Raw genomic sequence first — 17,624 nt, 5'->3', positions numbered from 1 at the left:
GTATCGCCTCGCCTGACGATATGAGAAAAAAATGACAAATATGCCTTCCTCCCGCGGCAAAAACGCAGCCTGGCTGATCGCGGGGATCCTGATGATTGCCACCACGCTGCGCGTCACCTTTACCGGAGCCGCCCCGCTGCTGGATGCAATTCGCACCGACTACGGCCTGAGTACCGCCCAGACGGGACTTCTGACCACCCTGCCGCTGCTGGCCTTCGCACTGGTATCGCCTCTGGCCGCCGCCGTTGCACGCCGTTGGGGTATCGAACGCAGCCTGTTTGCCGCAATGCTACTGATTTGCGCAGGTATTGCGATACGTTCTCTGCCCACGCCAGGTTTCCTGTTTAGCGGTACCGCTATCATTGGTTGCGGAATCGCGCTGGGAAATGTGCTGTTACCTGGGCTGATTAAGCGTGATTTTGCTCAGCATGTGGCAAAACTCACTGGCGCATACTCGCTGACTATGGGCGCAGCGGCGGCACTGGGTTCAGCTATTGTGGTTCCGCTGGCGCTGAACGGGTTTGGCTGGCGCGGTGCGCTGATGGTACTGATGGTCTTTCCGCTGCTGGCGCTGATTATCTGGTTACCCCAATGTCGCCAGACGGCCAATGCCAGTTTGAGCAACTCGCGCGCTTTGCATTCCCGCGCGATCTGGCGCTCGAGCCTCGCCTGGCAGGTGACGCTGTTTCTCGGGATCAATTCACTTATCTACTACGTGATTATTGGCTGGCTACCTGCCATTTTAATCAGCCACGGCTACAGCGAAGTGCAGGCCGGTTCGTTGCATGGTTTACTGCAACTGGCAACCGCCGCGCCGGGGTTATTGATCCCTCTCGTCCTGAACAGATTTAAGGATCAGCGCGCCATCGCCGCACTGGTTTCGTTAATGTGCGCCGTCGGCGCAGCGGGATTCGCGGTAATGCCCGGGCAGGCTTTGCTGTGGACCATACTGTTTGGCTTTGGCTCAGGCGCCACGATGATCCTTGGTTTGACCTTTATTGGCCTGCGCGCAAGCTCAGCGCATCAGGCCGCGGCCCTGTCCGGCATGGCACAGTCCGTCGGGTATTTACTGGCCGCCTGTGGGCCACCGCTGATGGGTAAGATTCACGACCTCAATGGTAGCTGGCTGATTCCATTAGCTGGGGTTGCCGTGTTAGCGATACTGATGGCGGTGTTTGGTCTGTGCGCAGGGCGTAATCGGGAGATCGCAAGCGCATAATGCAGCGGGCAGGTTTGGGTACAACCTGCCCGTTTTTTTATCCTCGCGCAGCGCGCAGCATTGCCTGAACTAACAGCACGGGTTTTCCCGCCAGCGCTCCACGTTCATGCTGAAAGAGTGTGCCGACAAAAAAAGGATGCGTCACCAGCTCAATGGCACGGATATCACCCGCCTCATCCCAGCCAGTCACACGAAGATCACCGCTCTCAAGCTCGGCGGCAAAATCTTCCGATACGCCATAGTTACAGTGATACCCCTCGGAGATAACACCCCGTCCGTAGGCTTTGGCAATCAGCGTATTGGCCCTCAGTTCAATATCATCCGTTTTTTCTACCAGCGAGCAGGTCAACGGTGCGATGACCATCCGCCCCGTGGTATCCGTTTCCGCATGGGCAGCATCACTCCAGCCCAGCACGTTGCGGGCATACTCCAGAATCGCATGTTGAAAACCGCCACAGGTCCCGAGGAATGGGATGCTGTTTTCACGCGCGTAGCGGATCGCGATCAGTGCGCCTTCCAGGTGCCGATATGGACTGCCAGGAACGACCCAAATAGCATCATAGCCAATCAGATCTTCACTGCTGCTAATATCAGAGGTGGTTAGCCAGTCATAATCAGCCACTAATTCCAGGACGGCAGCGGCATCATCGATAGCAAGAGGAATGGCCTGATGCGCCACAATATCAGGGCTGTAATCACCCACCAGCGCAATGCGAAGCGTATCTTTAAACGGGGAAATTTCCATTAAGCTTTCCTTATGTCCAGACAATGAGGGACAATATAAGGAGCCTCAGCCTACCGATTTTTTGTTGGTATCACAATCCCTTAAATTGGGAGTCAGGACGGGCAGAATGTTACAATTGTCACGTTTTACGATCTTATTTAACCGTAATAAAGGTGTCGAAATATATCAAAGCAGTGGATTAATGGAGCGGATGAAAAGATGAAAATTCAATGTAAACGCGTGTATGACCCAGCAGAAAAAAATGATGGTTATCGCGTACTGGTCGACAGGCTGTGGCCTCGCGGGGTAAAAAAGACCGACCTTATTTTTAACGAATGGAATAAAGCGCTTACGCCGTCATCTGATTTACGCAAGGCGTTCCACGCAGAATTGATTGATTTCACACACTTTTCCGAGCAATATCGCGCTGAACTCGCCCTACAGCAGCAGGAAGGAAAGCGTCTCGCAGAGATTGCCCGACAGCAAATTTTAACGCTACTGTATGCGGCGAAAAACACCCAGCAAAACCACGCGCTGGTGCTGGCTGAATGGATACGTCAATGCTAACCGGATTTCATTTGCCCGTTGTCGGATGCGCTCTGCGCCAGAGCGCCCATTCATCAATCACTTCCCCGCCCGGTAATTTGCAGTCCGACCTTACGCCTTGCGGGGTCTGCACCGCAATCAGCGAGCCGCCCTTTTGTTCGCAATATACCGAAGCCGGATTCGCCAGACCAATCTTCGGCGGTTTGGGGGCTTCGGGCTGAGTGGTACATCCCGCTAACACCAACAAGCCGGGCAAAATAATAGACGCCAGTTTCATATCGACTCCTGTTAAAAACCTTATCCCGGCAGGTTACCCCGACTTTCCATCTATCTCCATGTTTTACTGTCAGCTTTCAATTTAATGTTTAAGTTTTGAGCGGGATGGCGTGTTTCATCTTTCATCTTGATGTTCTATCATGCGGGCCACGTCAGCCCAGTCATTACTCAGGAGCATTTACACCTCATGTCGGACATGATCCTTGCCAGAGTCTCACAATCCTTAGCCACGGAGCAGTCAGTTGAGAGCCTGGTTCGGCAACTTCTGGAGATGCTGGAAGTGGTGACTGAGATGGAATCCACCTATTTAACTAAGGTCGATTTAGATGCCCGCCTGCAGCATATTTTGTATGCGCGCAATAGCAAGCAGATGCAGATCCCTGAAGGGCTGTCCGTACCCTGGGATGAGACGCTATGCAAACGCGCCATAGACGAAAACTGTCTGTACAGCGACAACGTCCCCGCTCGCTGGCCGGAGTGTACCGCCGCCCGCGCGCTGGAGATAACCACTTTCCTGAGCACGCCGGTTCATCTTCCCGACGGAACGTTTTACGGTACGCTCTGCGCCACCAGTCGCCACCAGCACGCATTAAGCCAACGTGGCGAACAGGTGTTACATCTGTTTGCAGGCCTGATCGCCCAGTCAATTCAAAAAGAGTCGCTGGTTGCTCAGTTACGCGAAGCGAATGCCGCGCTGATTGCGCACTCTTACACCGATGCTCTGACCGGATTACCGAATCGGCGCGCCATTTTTGAGAATGTTGAGACTCTTTTTTCCCTTGCCCGACATCTCAGGCAGAAGATTATTTTTGCCTATATTGATTTGGATGATTTCAAATTGATCAATGACCGCTTTGGCCACGAGGTTGGCGACCAGTTTCTGATCCAGATTGGTCAGCGTCTGCTTCGCGAATGCGGTGATAATGATATCCTTGGGCGACTGGGTGGTGACGAATTTTTAGTCGTGAGCCTGTCACCGGAAGATGACAGGGATCCGCGGGACCGCCTGCAGCAGGTGAAAAATCAGCTACAACAGCAAATTTGCGGTGACTACCACCTGGGTGACATTCATCTATTTTATCCTGGCGCCAGTCTTGGCATCGTGGAAATTAATCCGTTGGAGACTGATGTAAACTGCGCGCTTCACCTCGCAGACAGCGCAATGTACAAGGATAAAAAGCGTCAGGATAAAACCACTTTTGTCGTACATTAAGCCCTGCTATGCTAACCCGTCTTTAAATAACTCTGGCAGATAATCGTATGCGACTCGGTATTATTTTCCCCGTCATCATTTTCATTTCCGCTGTCGTTTTCTTATCCTGGTTTTTTATTGGCGGCTACGCTGCGCCGGGAGCATAACGATGAAAAAAACAACGCTTATTATGATTGGCGTGGCTATCATCGTCGTTCTGGGAACAGAATTCGGCTGGTGGTGACCTAAGAAAAAGGCCACATATTAGTGGCCTCTATTGTCTGTATGTTTACTTAGCTTTTGATTTTTCTGTAGATAAACAACACCACAATCGCACCGATCACCGCCACGGCGAAACTGCCGAAGTTGAAACCATCGACTTTACCAAAACCAAAGAAGGTGCTGATCCAGCCACCCACTACCGCACCGACAACCCCTAAGATAATGGTCATAAAGAATCCGCCGCCATCTTTACCCGGCATAATCCATTTTGCCAAAATCCCAGCAATAAGACCGAAAACCACCCATGAAATAATGCCCATAATTTCCCTCACTTATGTTTTTAAATTAACGATTCACTCGTCGTATAAAAGCATAGCATAGCGCTGAAAAATTAAAATTTGTGATCGCTATCACTTCTGTTTTTCATCTTTTTCCGATGTTTCATAAGGTTACACCGCTGACTGGCAGACCAATTTTGTCGCACCTCGTCATTAATGTCGAATCGTCAGTCATTCTGCTTAACGCTTTGGCCGTCAGCCCCTGCTATTGCTGGGTTTTCACTTCTGGCACACTTTATGCTTAAACAGCCCGTCACTACGACACATCGTAGTCCGCGATGCGTATCGCGTGACTGCGTCTACAATTCGCGCTATTTCAGCATTTAACAGGTCTGTTATTGATGAAAAAAATCACCAGTGTATGCCCATACTGTGGGGCCGGGTGCAAGCTCAAGCTTGTTGTTGAGAATAACAAAATCATCCGCGCTGAGGCCGCAGAGGGTGTAACGAACCAGAATCAGTTATGCCTGAAAGGCTATTATGGTTGGGACTTTCTTAACGACACTCGCCTTCTGACTCCCCGTCTGACCCGCCCGATGATCCGTTATGAAAAAGGTGGAAAATTCACTCCCGTTAGCTGGGATGAAGCCATTCGTTACACCGCAAAACGCTTAACTGAAATCAAAAATACCTATGGCCCTCGTGCCATCATGACCACCGGATCTTCCCGTGGAACAGGGAATGAGACCAACTACGTGATGCAAAAATTCGCACGTGGCGTGCTCCATACCAACAATGTCGATTGCTGTGCCCGCGTCTGTCACGGCCCTTCCGTGGCCGGGTTACAGGAAACGTTAGGCAATGGCGCCATGAGCAATTCCATCAGCGACATTGAAAACTCAAAATGCCTGCTGATCTTTGGTTATAACTGTGCCGATTCACACCCAATTGTGGCCCGCCGGGTAATTAAAGCTCGCCAGAACGGCGCAAAAATCATTGTCTGCGACCCACGCCGTATTGAAACTGCCCGTATCGCTGACCAACATTTGCAGTTGAAAAACGGTTGCAATATGGCGCTGGTCAACGCGTTTGGCCATGCTCTCATCGAGGAGCAACTCTACGATCGCGAGTATGTACAAAAGCATGCGGAAGGACTGGAAACATACTGGGAAACCGTTAAGGAGTATGCGCCTGAAGACGTTGAACATTTAACCGGTGTTCCCGCACAGCAGGTTCGTCAGGCGATGCGTACATTTGCTGCGGCGCCATCGGCCACCGTGATGTGGGGGATGGGCGTCACCCAGTTTGGTCAGGCCGTTGACGTGGTTCGTGGTTTGTCGAGCCTGGCCTTGCTGACCGGAAATCTGGGACGCCCTAACGTCGGTGTTGGCCCGGTGCGCGGGCAAAATAACGTGCAGGGCGCGTGCGATATGGGGGTGCTGCCTAACCAGTTTCCAGGGTATCAGGACGTAACCGATTTCGCCGTCAGGGAGAAATTTGCCGCCGCATGGGGCATTGACGTTAATCAGATGGATGACAAGGTTGGGACCCGCATCACCGAAGTTCCGCATCTGGCTATCGAAGGCAAAATCAAAGCCTACTACATCATGGGAGAAGATCCGCTGCAAACCGAGGCCGATTTGGGTCTGGTCCGCGAAGGATTTAACGCGCTCGATTTTATCGTCGTGCAGGATATCTTCATGACCAAGACGGCGGAAATGGCCGATGTCCTCTTGCCAGCCACCTCATGGGGCGAACACGGTGGCGTCTTTACCTGCGCCGATCGCGGTTTCCAGCGTTTTGAGAAAGCGATTGAACCCACTGGTGATGTAAAGCGTGACTGGGAGATTATCAGCCTGCTGGCCAGCGAAATGGGCTATCCAATGCAGTATCAAAATAACCAGCAAATCTGGGATGAGATGCGCGAGCTGTGTCCACTGTTCTACGGCGTGACCTATGAGAAAATGGGTGAGATGGGTCATGTTCAGTGGCCATGTCCCGATCTCGATAGTCCTGGTACGCCCTACCTTTACGCGCACAGCCAGTTTGATACCGCCAATGGCAAAGGCAAACTGTTTGCCGCACCGTGGCGAGCGCCAGCAGAAGTTCCTGATGAACAATATCCGCTGGTTCTGTGTACCGTGCGTGAAGTTGGGCACTACTCCTGCCGTTCGATGACCGGCAACTGCGCAGCGTTGCAAGCACTGGCAGACGAGCCTGGGTATGTGCAAATCAATACCCATGATGCTGAAAAATTGGGTATTCGTCATCGCGATCTGGTATGGGTCAGCTCGCGCCGCGGTAAGGTCATCAGCCGTGCGGATGTCTCCGAGCGCATCAATGCCGGAACGGTCTATATGACCTATCAATGGTGGATTGGCGCGTGTAACGAGTTAACCCAGGACAATCTCGATCCTATTTCGAAAACGCCGGAAACCAAATATTGCGCCGTAAATATTGAGCACATTACCGATCAGGGTTGGGCAGAAAAATATGCCGCACAAACGTATAGCGATATGAAGTCACGTCTGTGTGAGGCTATTGCGTAAGTCACCGCCATCATCGCCTGAGTCTGGCTTTCCAGACTCAGGCCTTATCTCATGACTTCGCCAGCTGTGGTTCACTGAAGCGGATGGATGCAGCTTCCTCCTGCTTATCCCGCCGCATAAAGCCGAGATTCATCAGAAACAATCCCGCCATAAACGGTAGTTCGTACAGTTCTTCAATCAGATCGCCATACTGAGCATTGTGCAGAAAGATGGGAGCCAGCAGACGATGATGCTCTACCGTATCGGAGATCAAAAATGCACAGGTGGTGATCGCTAACAGCCACAGAGGTAGCGGTTCATTGCGAAAGCGACGGGCAATATCCTGGCGTAAGCGCTTCGAAATCAGCACTGGCAGAATAATCATGGCAATCAATACCACTGAGATAGCCCGGAACAGGAGTTTAGGATGCTCAGGAAAATAATCGCGGCCCCAACTTGTGCTTCGGCCCAGTAATACCAGCCACCACGCTGCCGCCCAAAGCCAAAATTGCTTCTCGCCTTCGGGACGTGATAAGGGCCTGATGTAGCTGAGTGTAAATATGGCACCAAACAGCAGCCATAGCGCCTGGCCATTTTCAATCCAGCTGACGACAGTACCGTTGAGTAGCGGGAGATGCCAGTTCGCGGCGAACGGGATCGCCACGATGGTTAATCCGAGAATTATTGTGGGTAATGTAAGTCGGGTATTGAGTTTCATAAGCGCGATGTTCTGTTTTATATCTGTTTCGCGATCATAACTCCTGTGAATGATCAACTATTAGCAATCAATGCGAATCTCTTAATGTATTCTTAAGGAATCCTTTCTGGATATTTCCCTGTTTCGCCCAGAAAAAAACCGCACTGCGCCGTCAAAGCGCAGTGCGGTTTTTAGATTAAAAACTAATATATTCAATCAGTAACAGTGACTAATACCTACCACCCGCAGACTTCGTGCTCATTTTCGGTATCGTACGAACGCACGGTATTGACCAGATCTTTGACCACTTCTGCTGCCACATCCGGCACCAGTAATGTCATTGGCGCCTCTGTTTCATAATCAACAGAAACACCGTTGCTGTTATTGGTCACGGTTACGGTATAGGTTGCTTTACCCATAATTTACTCCTTGCCGGTGCGCACGACTTTTCGTTGATTTGCACTCTCCATCAGAACTTCCGGGGCGACGAAAAAATCGATATTAAAGTAAGTGTCGTCGGTCATCACTTCGATGTTATGCCATTTTTCCGGTGGAAAAACGCCAAACTGACCGGCTTCAATAATCATCACCTCTACTGGCTCCGGACTGTGTTCGTCTGCGTATCCGAGATATTTGACCGCCCCCTGCATAACCGAAAGTCGAGGATAAACCCCGGCACGGGTCCCTTTATCAAGGTGGCGTTCGAAAATTCCGGCAGGCGCCGTTTCTTTGTTCCAGAATGGCGTAGAGCGTGTATGGATATGATTCTGTGGAATTTGAAGCATTTTTCTTCCCTTTTCCAGTCGACAACCAGCGAGTCATAATGAACCGCTGCTGTACACAGGGTACGCTTCAAAATATACATTTAAAATACCATTTATTGGTTATAACCCTACGATTATAAATGAAAAGCAGAGCGCAATATTAAAGGCCCGCCGCACTCAGCGGGCCGATGGCATCACGATTGAAGCGTGGCCAGACGGGCGGCAAAACCAACGAAAATCAGGCCGATAAGGGAATTACCCACTTTGGCCAGTTTCTTCTTCGTACGGATATATTGCGTCACAAACGCGCCGGAGAAAATAAGGAAGCTCAAATAGAAAAAGCTCACTATCTCAAGCGTAATAGCCAGAATAAAGAATGACAGCCCTGAATGCGGCGCATTGACATCAATAAACTGCACGAAAAACGACACATAAAACAGAATAGCTTTGGGATTGGTCAGGCTCAGGATTAATGCGCGCTTAAAAATAGCGCCAAACGGGACTTCCTCAGGCGCGGCGTCGCTTGCTTTCGATTTCAGTGTTGCATACAGGATCTTCGCGCCAAGATACAGTAAATAGAAAGCGCCAAGATAACGAACGATATTGAACAAAACGGGCGTTGTTTTAATCAATGCAGCAACACCGGCATAGGCCAAAAACATCAACACGGCATCACCAATAAACACACCGCTGGCGGCGAGATACCCCCCCTTTACTCCCCTACCGACGCTGTTTTTCAGCACAAATATCGTATTTGGCCCCGGTACCAGCACGATAAAAATAGCCCCCACCAGATACGTCCAGTAATTCAGAACTCCATACTCTGCGAACACGTTAACCTCTTCCTGAAAAAACACATGCACTTGCTGCGATACAATATGCTAACGAATGCGACAGGTGATGGAAAGAGCAGGTTATTAATTAAAAAAACCCGCCACTGGTGGCGGGTGTGTACAGATAAGGTTAGCCCAGATTAATGGTGCAGCATCTCATCCACTACTTCTTCGCCCTTCAGCTGATAAGGGTAGTAGGTAGGCCAGTTTTCCATCTCCTCAAGCAAGGCAGCCTGCGAGGTATTTCCCATAAAGATATGGAAGTGGCTCGATTTACGCGGCGCGATAATATGATCGCTGAATTGCACGTATTTAGGCGCTTTGCTGTCAGCGGCTTTACACTCAAACAGATACCGTACACCTTTCTTGCCTGATTTATAGTGCAAGATTTTATACCCGGCATAATCGTATTTGCACGATGCGACCTGATTACCGGTGTGAAATTCCATCACGCCATCTTCGATGCCGATGGTGTCTACATTGGTTGCATAGCCTGTACGGTAATAAGCTTTAATTTGTTCTGCCGTTTTGCTTTTATCTTTCTCCGCTTTCTTTTTGAAAACCGGATCAAGTTCGCCACTGACCAGATACGGATAGACAGATTGCCACATGCCATCCCAGTCGGACAGCGCTCGGTTCTGCACCTGGTTATCATCAAATACCCCTTCCGACGCCTTTTGTTCTGCTTCACTCATCGGCGCACCATGGGAATGATGACCATGCGCCAAAACCTGCCCACTGACTAAAAGCATCCCCAGAGCGATTGTCAGTTTGTTAAAACGAATAGCCAAAATTTCACCCTCAAATCGTTTGCGAGTGAATTGTTATAATATAACGTAACAATTTAATCAATAGACATTACTGCACGTTATTGCCTCACGCTTCAATGAGTTTTCTGGAGCAAATCTGCTCAAGCAGAGCCTGCTGATGGCTGATAATGAGCATACCTAATGGCCGACGCTGGCACTCTTCAAGCAGCAATACCCAGATATCTTTTTGAATGGAAGGATCGAGCTGGGCGGTAATTTCATCGGCAATAAGAAAACGTGTCCGCGGATCCAGCGCGCGAAGTAAAGCAATTCGCGCCAGTTCACCGCCAGAAAGCTGTCCGGGACGGCGGGTTAACCACTCAGGGTTGATGTGAAGACGGGTAAGCAGTTCAGCATCAGGTCGCCAGGCATCATAAACCGCATCGCCGGTGCTACGCCGCGGGTTAAAGGTTAATTCCGGATGCTGTGGCACCAGTTGCACCGGGCAATACTGGTGCATTGGCAGCGGTTGGTCATCAACCAGAATGTCACCCGAGGTCGGTTTTTGCCAGCCCGCCAGTACGCGTCCCAGCGTTGTTTTGCCGGTTCCGCTGGGTGCACAAACCCCAATGCGTTCTCCGGGGCGCAGAGAGAAGTTCAGATTTTGCCATAGCACCTTTCCTCCCTGACAAATCGTCACTTCACGACAGCACAGCATCGCGCTCTCCAAAAAGTTGATTTCTTTCAGGCAGCGCCCGCCATTGGCGTTGCAGATGCTCGCTTATCTCTCCGCGTAACAGCTGTTCCCGGCTGACGTTATCCGACACCCTTCCCTGATGCAGCGCGACAATGCGGTCCGCGTGGCGAGCGGCCAGCGTAAGGTCGTGCGTTACCCATAAAACGCCAGCCCCTTGCTCACATTGCTCACGTAGCTGTTCAAGCAGTTGATTAGCCAGCGGTGCATCAAGCCAGGCGGTAATTTCATCCGCCAGAATATAGCGAGCCTGGCTCAGCGACGCGTGACAGGCCAGAACACGTTTCGCCATCCCCCCTGAAAGCTGGCGCGGGAAGGCATCTAATACGCGACTTTCCAGTTGGCTGCGCTGGAGCAATCGTTCAATTTTTCCGGCATTCCAGGCCTGGCCGGAGAGCTGACTTGCCCTGCGCAGATGCTTTTCAATCGAGAGCAGCGGGTTAAGCGCCTGAATACCTTGCGGGACATAGCTGAAAGCATTACCACGACATTTGCGAATATCATCACTGTCCAGCGTTTTCCCCTCCAGGGTGATGGAGCCGTTGAAACGCAAATTGTCCGGTAAGAGATCAAGCAGACATTGCAGCAACAGGCTTTTACCTTCCCCACTTCCCCCAACTAACGCCACCATCTGACCTGGCGCTACGTCGAAAGAGATATCCTGCAACAGCGAAGACCAGTTTCTCGCGCCATACCAGCGATAACGCGCCACGTCCAGCGAGACCTGTCTTAAACTCAACATGCGTCACCTCGTAACCATAAACGATGCACTGCCCTTGCGAGCTGATCGAATAACATAACCAGACTGAATAGCATCAGCCCGGGAAACAGCACTAACCACCAGTCGCCATGACTGATAAACCTCAGCGCATCAGCCAGCAACAGGCCCAGCGATGGTTCATGCGGCGCCAGCCCAAAACCGAGGAAGCTCAACGCCGCGCTGTGCAACACCGCGTGGGGAAACATCAGCAAGGTTCCCGTTAACCACTGGGGTAACAATGCCGGGAAATAGTGATGCCGCCAGCAGTAAAAATGTCCGTGTCCCAGACGCCAGGTTAACGTCAGATAGTCACTGTGGGCCACGCGCTGCGCTTCGGCACGCAGGATTAGCGCCAGCCGCGGCCAGTGGGTCAACGCAACCGCCATAATCACCCCATTTTTTCCGCCGCCCAGCGTGAAACAGATCAATATGAGCAACAGCAAATGCGGCATTGACAGCATGGCATCGGTAATCAGACGCATTAGTACATCCAGACGCGGATGTATACGTGAAACCGCCGCCATCATTAATGCGATGAAGCCGCTGCACAACGCCGCGCCAATACCAATTTGCAGACTGGTTAACGCGCCCTGAAAGCAACGAATCCACAGATCGCGACCGAGGTTATCGGTGCCAAACCAATACAGCGCATCAGGCGGTAAATGACGGGCAAGCAGATTAACGCTCAATGGGTTATCCAGCGTCGCTGCGCCATACACCGCAATGCATAGCAGGCAGCTAAAAGAGAGCAGAAGACGAATCAGCGTCGGCGTCGGATTATAGAGCATCAGGTCGCTCCAGAGCACGGTTCAACACATGGACAAGCCAGGTAGACAGCGAGTTGCCAATGAACACTAACACGGTACTGAACAACACAATTCCCATCAGTAACGGCAGATCGCCGCGTAATCCGGCATCAATAGTGGCCTGTCCCAGTCCCGGATAAGCAAAAACTTTTTCCGCTAGCAGTGCGCCGCCCAGCAGTTCTCCCAGCGAGGCGAACTGCAGGCACAGCGCGGGCGTGATAGCGTGGCGCAGAACCTGATGACGCAACAGCGACCAGCCTTTATCTCCCTGAGAACGCGCAAAACGGACAAAATCGCTTTTCATCACGCTGGCGATACTTTCCCGCGTATGAAGTGTAATTTGGCCAAGTCCCAATAAACTTAGCGCGCAAACGGGCAGCACTAAATGGCGCAGACGCTCAGCCAGCGTGGCCATATCACCACTGTTGCCCGGCTCCCACGCGCAGCAGACCGGAAATACCGGCCAGCGCACGGCAAATAACGCCAGCAGCAGCATGCCAATCCAGAAGGTCGGCAACGACGAAAGCAGATAGCTGAGTCGACAGATTGCTTTATCCGGCCAGCGATTCAGATAACGACCCGCGACAAACCCCATTGCCGTTCCCAGTATGCCGGAGAGCAGCCACGCGCCGCCAAGCAAGGCAAACGAAGTTGCAAAGCGCTCCTTGATTACGCTGGCAACCGGTGCATTAAACAACATTGAGTAGCCGAGATCGCCCTGCAATACACGTATAAACCAGTGACCAAAACGCTCCCATAACGGCTGGTCTAATCCCCAGCGAGCAGCGATACGCGCATATTGTTCCGGCGGCACGTGCAGGAGATCGTTGCCAATATAGGCGCGAATCGGATCGACAGGAGAAAAGCTGAGCAGCATAAAAGTGCCAGCCGCAACCAGCACTAATAACACTATCAGCCGTAGAAAATGGCCTACAACAGACTTCATCAACGGCAGGTCCAGGTCCATTCATCCAGATTATTGAGCAGTGACCAGCTACCGTGGATCTCCGGCGCGCCTTTGCCTAAGTCAATACACGGATTTGCCAGATAAGTGTGCTGAATGTTCAGCAGCCATGCCCAGGCGGCATCGCCCTGCACCCCAGCCCCTTGCTTGCCATCCCACTCCACCTGTTGCCAGAAAGGCAACGCTTTTTGCCAGTCCGGAGCATCAATGGCCTGTTTAAGATGTTGTTCAACGACGGGATTGCTGTAATAGCCTGGATTGTAGTATTCCACGCCCGCGGCCTGATTGCTGTAGTGATGGAAAAGCTCCATCGGATCCAGGCTTCCCCAGCCAAACAGCGTCGGATTCGAATGCATATGCCGCTCAACGGTTTCCCAGCTTCCGGATTGCAGCGAGACCTGAATACCCACGGGCTCCAGCATCGCACGTACGGCCTCGGCTAAATCCCGGCGCGTACTGTCACCGCTGGCGTACCACAGAGTCAGGCGAGCCTCTTTACCGTCTTTCACACGTACGCCATCTTTCCCCACCTTCCAGCCGGCTTCTTCCAGAATCATCCGTGCTTTTTCGCTGTCGCCATCTTTGAACGCAACTGACTGTCCCTGCCATGGCAGGCCCTGAACCGCGCTATACGCCGGAATCGCATGACCTTCCATGACCTGATCGGCAAGTTGTTTACGATCGATGGCGTAGTTGATGGCGCGTCTGATGGCGATATCAGCCGTGATATCGTTGCCGACCGGATAACCATTGGCGTCTTTTTTACCCGCAGGGACCATCGGAAACACAATGCCACGGTTTTCCACGCTGTCGCGTACCCAAAGCTTCAAATTCTGCTGTTGAGGGGCGACCGCCATCGAAGGCGCAATACGCACGAGTCCCAGTTGACCACTGCGCGCTGCGGCATAAGCGTTATCTTCATCAAGGAAGACAAACACCAGCTTACTGAAATCATTTTTCTTACCGGCATACCAGGGGTTCGCCTCCACGATCAGCTGCTGCCCCGGCTGAAAACTCACCAACCGATAAGGGCCCGCGCCAATCGGATTTTTGGCGAATATTTTTTCGTCATACCGTTTTTCGGGAACAATACCCAAAGAGCCCAGCACGTTCACAAAGGTGCTCTGCGGGCTGCGCAGCGTGATTTCTACCGTGCGGTTATCTTTCAGGCTGGCATGAGTAAAGTTTCCCATGTCGATTTTGCCGCCGCTCTTTGCGGCTTTATTATAGGTGAACACCACATCTTCAGCGGTTAGCGGGGAACCATCGGAGAATTTAAGGTCGGGTTTTAACGTCAACGTCCAGGTTTTGCCGTCAACGCTGGTTTCAACTTTTTCCGTCAGTAGGTTACCCCAGCTCATATCTGCGTTTTGTTTTAATAATGGTGCATGCAAAAGCAAATAGCTGCCATGACTCCAGCCCAGCATCGGGTCAAACCCTTCCGTTGGCTCAGGTCCAATTGCCAGCTTCAACGTCTGACCCGCGCTCACATTTTGCGCGGCGAGAAGTGGTGAGGTTAATGCGAGAGTCAATGCGCACGTAAGCAGTGCCAGCTTGCCTTTAATCATTATGTTATCCAGATTTGCGTTATTTTTATGCCGCTCAACGATTCATTGCCGTTAAACGGTCTCCTGGGGAAGGGATTATGGCGGACTGAAATGACGAAAAAAATGACGCGGCGCAGAAAAGTATGACGATTTTCTAAAATTATCATACTTTTTTCTGATACTCCTAATTGAGTACCCTCTGAATCAGAGAAAATAGATTAAATGTTAGCCATTCAATTAATGGCAAATTAATTACAACCTAATGATTACAAATACTAATTATTGGTCATTTCAGCTATTTACTTAGCTAAAATTAATGACAATTTATGTATATTTATTCAAGAAAAACACCAGAAGTGATAAGTTATGTAAACATATAATGATAATTATTTTTATTATCATTCCCATCAATTATCTTACTTCCTTTGAATTTTTAACAAAGGAAGTTTGACTATGCGCTTAAAACCTATTGCTTCTGTTGTTCTGTCCTGTCTAGGATTTTCCAGTCCCCTGGCCTTCGCTGAAGATGTTATGGTGGTAACCGCTTCCGGTTACGAAAAGAAAATCACCAACGCTGCCGCCAGCGTCTCCGTTATTTCACAGCAAGAGTTACAAACCAATAAATATAATGATCTAGGCGAAGCCTTGCGTTCTGTTGAAGGGGTGGATGTTGAAAGCAGCACTGGTAAAACCGGTGGCCTGGAGATCAGCATCCGTGGCATGCCCGCCAGTTATACCCTGATCCTGATTGACGGTATTCGTCAAAACGGCAGCAGCGATGTGACGCCAAACGGCTTCTCAGCTATGAATACCAGCTTTATGCCTCCACTGGCGGCAATCGATCATATTGAGGTGATCCGCGGCCCGATGTCGACGCTTTACGGCTCCGACGCAATCGGTGGCGTGGTGAATATCATCACCAAAAAAAGCACCGATAAATGGAGCACCTCCATCAATACCGGCGTTAACCTGCAAGAGAGTAATAAATGGGGTAACAGCACGGTCGCCAACTTCTGGTCAAGCGGCCCGTTAATCGCTGGCGTACTGGATATGCAGGTTCGGGGTAGCACCACCCAACGTCAGGGTTCCAGCGTTACCTCCCTGAGCGATACCTCCTCCACCCGCGTACCTTATCCTACCGAGTCAGAAAACTATAACATCGGCACGCGACTCGACTGGAAAACGAATGAAAGCAATACGCTATGGTTAGATCTCGACTCCGCCAGACAGCGCTATGATAACGATGACGGTCAGTTGGGTAACCTGACGGGGGGTTACGATAAAACGCTGCGCTATGAGCGTAACAAAGTCACCCTCGGCCACGATACCGCCTTAACGTTCGGCACATGGAAATCCTCCCTCGGCTGGAATGAAACTGAGAACAAAGGACGACAACTGGTCTCCTCCGCACTCACGCCAGAGAACGCAGGCCGGGCCGGTGACGCACGTGAACTGAAGAACACTAACGTCATTCTGGACTCAGTACTGCTGACGCCATTAGGTGATTCGCACCTCTTAACCCTCGGCGGGGAATATTGGGATGCGCGGATGAAAGACGGTGTGGTGCTGGCCAATACCGGCGAAACGTTCCATCAAAAAACGTGGGCAGCCTATGTAGAAGATGAATGGCATATTCTCGACTCGTTGGCCTTAACCGCAGGGACACGCTACGAGCATAACGATGTCTTTGGCGGTCATCTCAGCCCACGCGCGTATATGGTTTGGGACGTATCCGACGAATGGACGCTCAAAGGCGGCGTGACGACAGGTTATAAAGCGCCATCACTGAGCCAGTTACATAACGGGATCAGCGGCGTAACCGCGCAAGGAACCGTGAATACGGTCGGTAATCCGGACCTAAAACCTGAGGAAAGTATCAGCTACGAAACCGGGCTGTATTACGAGAACGACACCGGACTGAACGCCAACATTACCGGCTTCTATACCGAATACAAAAATAAAATTGTCTCGTATTCTATCGATGATAATACCAACAGCTATACCAACAGCGGCAAGGCAAGGACCGATGGCGTTGAATTTGCCAGCACCTTCCCTCTGTGGTCGGATGTGCTGACTTTATCCCTCAACTACACCTACACCCAGAGCAAGCAAAAAGATGGTGACAATAAAGGCGCGCCGTTAAGCTACACGCCAAAACATATGGCTAACGCTCGCCTGAACTGGCAGGCAACGGAAGATATGAATGCCTGGCTGAGCGCACGTTATCGCGGTAAAGCCCCACGCTTTACCGAAAATTACAACAACCTCAGCGCAGTACAAAAGGCCGTCTATGACGATAAAGGCGCTGATTTAAAAGCCTGGACCGTTCTCGACATGGGAATGTCTTATAAGCTGACCAAAGATCTGACGCTGAATACGGCGGTCAATAACGTGCTGGATAAAGACTTTAGCGAGGTTAAACTTTATCAGGTAGGCCGTAATACCACCTACGCAGGAGATTACTATCAGACTGCGCAATCCACTACCGGATATGTAAACCCGGGCCGTAACTATTGGGTATCATTAAACTACCAGTTCTGATTTAGTTTTTTCCTACCAGACGGGCTGTCAATGATAGCCCGTCTACCACTGGGTTTCATCAAATGCCCGGCACTGTTCTTTTTGCCAGCCAGCGGGGCTCCAATGTTTTTACCAGAGATAAAGCGGCAAGGAATATTTTCGTCCCCGGCAGATAAAAATGACGGAATGAGAGGTAAAGCTGAACTGGGACAGAATATGCTGGGTGAGGCTTTAATCGATAGCTT

At 51.0% G+C, this 17,624-nt stretch carries 20 protein-coding genes; 7 read left to right on the top strand and 13 right to left on the bottom strand.

The window, feature by feature from the left end:
* Positions 1-31: 31 nt before the first annotated feature.
* Positions 32-1,219 (top strand): CynX/NimT family MFS transporter, encoded by a 1,188-nt coding sequence (locus BZK42_RS02255; RefSeq protein ID WP_080858687.1) that lies wholly within the window; start codon positions 32-34, stop codon positions 1,217-1,219.
* Between the two features lie 37 nt (positions 1,220-1,256).
* Here the strand turns inward: BZK42_RS02255 and BZK42_RS02250 are convergent, their stop codons facing one another.
* Positions 1,257-1,964 carry a CTP synthase C-terminal region-related (seleno)protein gene (locus BZK42_RS02250; protein WP_046275924.1) on the bottom strand — a complete coding sequence of 236 codons (708 nt, stop codon included), beginning with the start codon at positions 1,962-1,964 and terminating at the stop codon, positions 1,257-1,259.
* Between the two features lie 198 nt (positions 1,965-2,162).
* Between BZK42_RS02250 and BZK42_RS02245 the strand changes: the two genes are divergently transcribed.
* Entirely contained in the window at positions 2,163-2,510 is a 348-nt protein-coding gene (locus BZK42_RS02245) for a DUF488 domain-containing protein (protein WP_080858686.1), read from the top strand.
* A 7-nt stretch (positions 2,511-2,517) separates the two neighbouring features.
* On the opposite strand, the gene BZK42_RS02240 is transcribed toward BZK42_RS02245, so the two are convergent.
* Positions 2,518-2,766, bottom strand: a complete 249-nt coding sequence (locus BZK42_RS02240; protein ID WP_080858685.1) for a putative hemolysin — start codon at positions 2,764-2,766, stop codon at positions 2,518-2,520.
* Between the two features lie 186 nt (positions 2,767-2,952).
* On the opposite strand from BZK42_RS02240, the gene BZK42_RS02235 reads away from it, so the two are divergent.
* Genes BZK42_RS02235 through yoaJ form a run of 3 tightly spaced genes read left to right on the top strand, consistent with a single transcriptional unit; the run spans position 2,953 to position 4,201 of the window.
* Positions 2,953-3,978: a sensor domain-containing diguanylate cyclase gene (locus tag BZK42_RS02235; protein WP_080858684.1), complete on the top strand. Its 1,026-nt coding sequence runs from the start codon at positions 2,953-2,955 to the stop codon at positions 3,976-3,978.
* A 47-nt stretch (positions 3,979-4,025) separates the two neighbouring features.
* Positions 4,026-4,124: a YoaK family small membrane protein gene (locus BZK42_RS28150; protein WP_032941789.1), complete on the top strand. Its 99-nt coding sequence runs from the start codon at positions 4,026-4,028 to the stop codon at positions 4,122-4,124.
* Positions 4,125-4,126: 2 nt separating this feature from the next.
* Positions 4,127-4,201: a protein YoaJ gene (gene yoaJ, locus BZK42_RS28145; RefSeq protein ID WP_101700011.1), complete on the top strand. Its 75-nt coding sequence runs from the start codon at positions 4,127-4,129 to the stop codon at positions 4,199-4,201.
* Between the two features lie 49 nt (positions 4,202-4,250).
* Here yoaJ and BZK42_RS02230 read toward each other — a convergent pair whose 3' ends face one another.
* Positions 4,251-4,499 (bottom strand): GlsB/YeaQ/YmgE family stress response membrane protein, encoded by a 249-nt coding sequence (locus BZK42_RS02230; protein ID WP_016152796.1) that lies wholly within the window; start codon positions 4,497-4,499, stop codon positions 4,251-4,253.
* A gap of 359 nt (positions 4,500-4,858) precedes the next feature.
* Between BZK42_RS02230 and fdhF the strand changes: the two genes are divergently transcribed.
* On the top strand, positions 4,859-7,006 hold the full coding sequence (fdhF, locus tag BZK42_RS02225; protein ID WP_080858683.1) for a formate dehydrogenase subunit alpha: 2,148 nt from the start codon (positions 4,859-4,861) through the stop codon (positions 7,004-7,006).
* Positions 7,007-7,055: 49 nt separating this feature from the next.
* Here fdhF and BZK42_RS02220 read toward each other — a convergent pair whose 3' ends face one another.
* From BZK42_RS02220 to BZK42_RS02175, 10 genes are all read right to left on the bottom strand, one after another.
* A complete protein-coding gene (locus BZK42_RS02220) occupies positions 7,056-7,703 on the bottom strand; it encodes a hypothetical protein (protein ID WP_080858682.1) in 648 nt (215 codons plus the stop codon).
* Positions 7,704-7,918: 215 nt separating this feature from the next.
* Positions 7,919-8,101, bottom strand: coding sequence for a DUF1869 domain-containing protein (locus tag BZK42_RS02215; RefSeq protein WP_003832433.1), 183 nt, complete (start codon positions 8,099-8,101; stop codon positions 7,919-7,921).
* Positions 8,102-8,104: 3 nt separating this feature from the next.
* Positions 8,105-8,467, bottom strand: a complete 363-nt coding sequence (yeaR, locus tag BZK42_RS02210; protein ID WP_005120376.1) for a DUF1971 domain-containing protein YeaR — start codon at positions 8,465-8,467, stop codon at positions 8,105-8,107.
* A gap of 173 nt (positions 8,468-8,640) precedes the next feature.
* Complete coding sequence (gene leuE / locus BZK42_RS02205) at positions 8,641-9,279, bottom strand: leucine efflux protein LeuE (RefSeq protein ID WP_016152793.1); 639 nt, start codon at positions 9,277-9,279, stop codon at positions 8,641-8,643.
* A 140-nt stretch (positions 9,280-9,419) separates the two neighbouring features.
* Positions 9,420-10,070: a metal-binding protein ZinT gene (gene zinT / locus BZK42_RS02200; protein ID WP_016152792.1), complete on the bottom strand. Its 651-nt coding sequence runs from the start codon at positions 10,068-10,070 to the stop codon at positions 9,420-9,422.
* 85 nt (positions 10,071-10,155) lie between these two features.
* On the bottom strand, positions 10,156-10,746 hold the full coding sequence (locus tag BZK42_RS02195; RefSeq protein WP_049041643.1) for an ATP-binding cassette domain-containing protein: 591 nt from the start codon (positions 10,744-10,746) through the stop codon (positions 10,156-10,158).
* Entirely contained in the window at positions 10,730-11,524 is a 795-nt protein-coding gene (locus BZK42_RS02190; RefSeq protein ID WP_080858681.1) for an ATP-binding cassette domain-containing protein, read from the bottom strand. Before BZK42_RS02190 ends, BZK42_RS02195 begins: the two co-directional genes overlap by 17 nt.
* Positions 11,518-12,330 carry an ABC transporter permease gene (locus BZK42_RS02185; protein WP_080858680.1) on the bottom strand — a complete coding sequence of 271 codons (813 nt, stop codon included), beginning with the start codon at positions 12,328-12,330 and terminating at the stop codon, positions 11,518-11,520. Before BZK42_RS02185 ends, BZK42_RS02190 begins: the two co-directional genes overlap by 7 nt.
* On the bottom strand, positions 12,320-13,294 hold the full coding sequence (locus BZK42_RS02180; RefSeq protein WP_016156289.1) for an ABC transporter permease: 975 nt from the start codon (positions 13,292-13,294) through the stop codon (positions 12,320-12,322). Before BZK42_RS02180 ends, BZK42_RS02185 begins: the two co-directional genes overlap by 11 nt.
* Positions 13,294-14,880, bottom strand: coding sequence for an ABC transporter substrate-binding protein (locus BZK42_RS02175; protein ID WP_080858679.1), 1,587 nt, complete (start codon positions 14,878-14,880; stop codon positions 13,294-13,296). The genes BZK42_RS02180 and BZK42_RS02175 overlap by 1 nt, the downstream gene beginning before the upstream one ends.
* A gap of 432 nt (positions 14,881-15,312) precedes the next feature.
* Here BZK42_RS02175 and BZK42_RS02170 point away from each other — a divergent pair, with 432 nt between their 5' ends.
* Complete coding sequence (locus BZK42_RS02170; protein WP_080858678.1) at positions 15,313-17,400, top strand: TonB-dependent receptor; 2,088 nt, start codon at positions 15,313-15,315, stop codon at positions 17,398-17,400.
* Positions 17,401-17,624 lie beyond the last annotated feature (224 nt).

This window comes from Citrobacter braakii (assembly GCF_002075345.1).
GTDB classification, from domain to species: domain Bacteria; phylum Pseudomonadota; class Gammaproteobacteria; order Enterobacterales; family Enterobacteriaceae; genus Citrobacter; species Citrobacter braakii.
Note: the sequence above shows the minus strand (reverse complement) of the source record. Positions and strands in the feature narration are given on the sequence as shown.

What these genes read in the sequence shown, in the direction of transcription:
- BZK42_RS02195 (WP_049041643.1), bottom strand. Translation starts at nt 10,746, where the DNA reads ATGCTGTGCTGTCGTGAAGTGACGATTTGTCAGGGAGGAAAGGTGCTA.
- BZK42_RS02170 (WP_080858678.1), top strand. Translation starts at nt 15,313, where the DNA reads ATGCGCTTAAAACCTATTGCTTCTGTTGTTCTGTCCTGTCTAGGATTT.
- BZK42_RS02190 (WP_080858681.1), bottom strand. Translation starts at nt 11,524, where the DNA reads ATGTTGAGTTTAAGACAGGTCTCGCTGGACGTGGCGCGTTATCGCTGG.
- BZK42_RS02245 (WP_080858686.1), top strand. Translation starts at nt 2,163, where the DNA reads ATGAAAATTCAATGTAAACGCGTGTATGACCCAGCAGAAAAAAATGAT.
- BZK42_RS02235 (WP_080858684.1), top strand. Translation starts at nt 2,953, where the DNA reads ATGTCGGACATGATCCTTGCCAGAGTCTCACAATCCTTAGCCACGGAG.
- BZK42_RS02220 (WP_080858682.1), bottom strand. Translation starts at nt 7,703, where the DNA reads ATGAAACTCAATACCCGACTTACATTACCCACAATAATTCTCGGATTA.
- BZK42_RS02185 (WP_080858680.1), bottom strand. Translation starts at nt 12,330, where the DNA reads ATGCTCTATAATCCGACGCCGACGCTGATTCGTCTTCTGCTCTCTTTT.
- yeaR (WP_005120376.1), bottom strand. Translation starts at nt 8,467, where the DNA reads ATGCTTCAAATTCCACAGAATCATATCCATACACGCTCTACGCCATTC.
- BZK42_RS02230 (WP_016152796.1), bottom strand. Translation starts at nt 4,499, where the DNA reads ATGGGCATTATTTCATGGGTGGTTTTCGGTCTTATTGCTGGGATTTTG.
- BZK42_RS02240 (WP_080858685.1), bottom strand. Translation starts at nt 2,766, where the DNA reads ATGAAACTGGCGTCTATTATTTTGCCCGGCTTGTTGGTGTTAGCGGGA.
- fdhF (WP_080858683.1), top strand. Translation starts at nt 4,859, where the DNA reads ATGAAAAAAATCACCAGTGTATGCCCATACTGTGGGGCCGGGTGCAAG.
- BZK42_RS02180 (WP_016156289.1), bottom strand. Translation starts at nt 13,294, where the DNA reads ATGAAGTCTGTTGTAGGCCATTTTCTACGGCTGATAGTGTTATTAGTG.
- BZK42_RS02215 (WP_003832433.1), bottom strand. Translation starts at nt 8,101, where the DNA reads ATGGGTAAAGCAACCTATACCGTAACCGTGACCAATAACAGCAACGGT.
- BZK42_RS02255 (WP_080858687.1), top strand. Translation starts at nt 32, where the DNA reads ATGACAAATATGCCTTCCTCCCGCGGCAAAAACGCAGCCTGGCTGATC.
- BZK42_RS28150 (WP_032941789.1), top strand. Translation starts at nt 4,026, where the DNA reads ATGCGACTCGGTATTATTTTCCCCGTCATCATTTTCATTTCCGCTGTC.
- BZK42_RS02175 (WP_080858679.1), bottom strand. Translation starts at nt 14,880, where the DNA reads ATGATTAAAGGCAAGCTGGCACTGCTTACGTGCGCATTGACTCTCGCA.
- BZK42_RS02250 (WP_046275924.1), bottom strand. Translation starts at nt 1,964, where the DNA reads ATGGAAATTTCCCCGTTTAAAGATACGCTTCGCATTGCGCTGGTGGGT.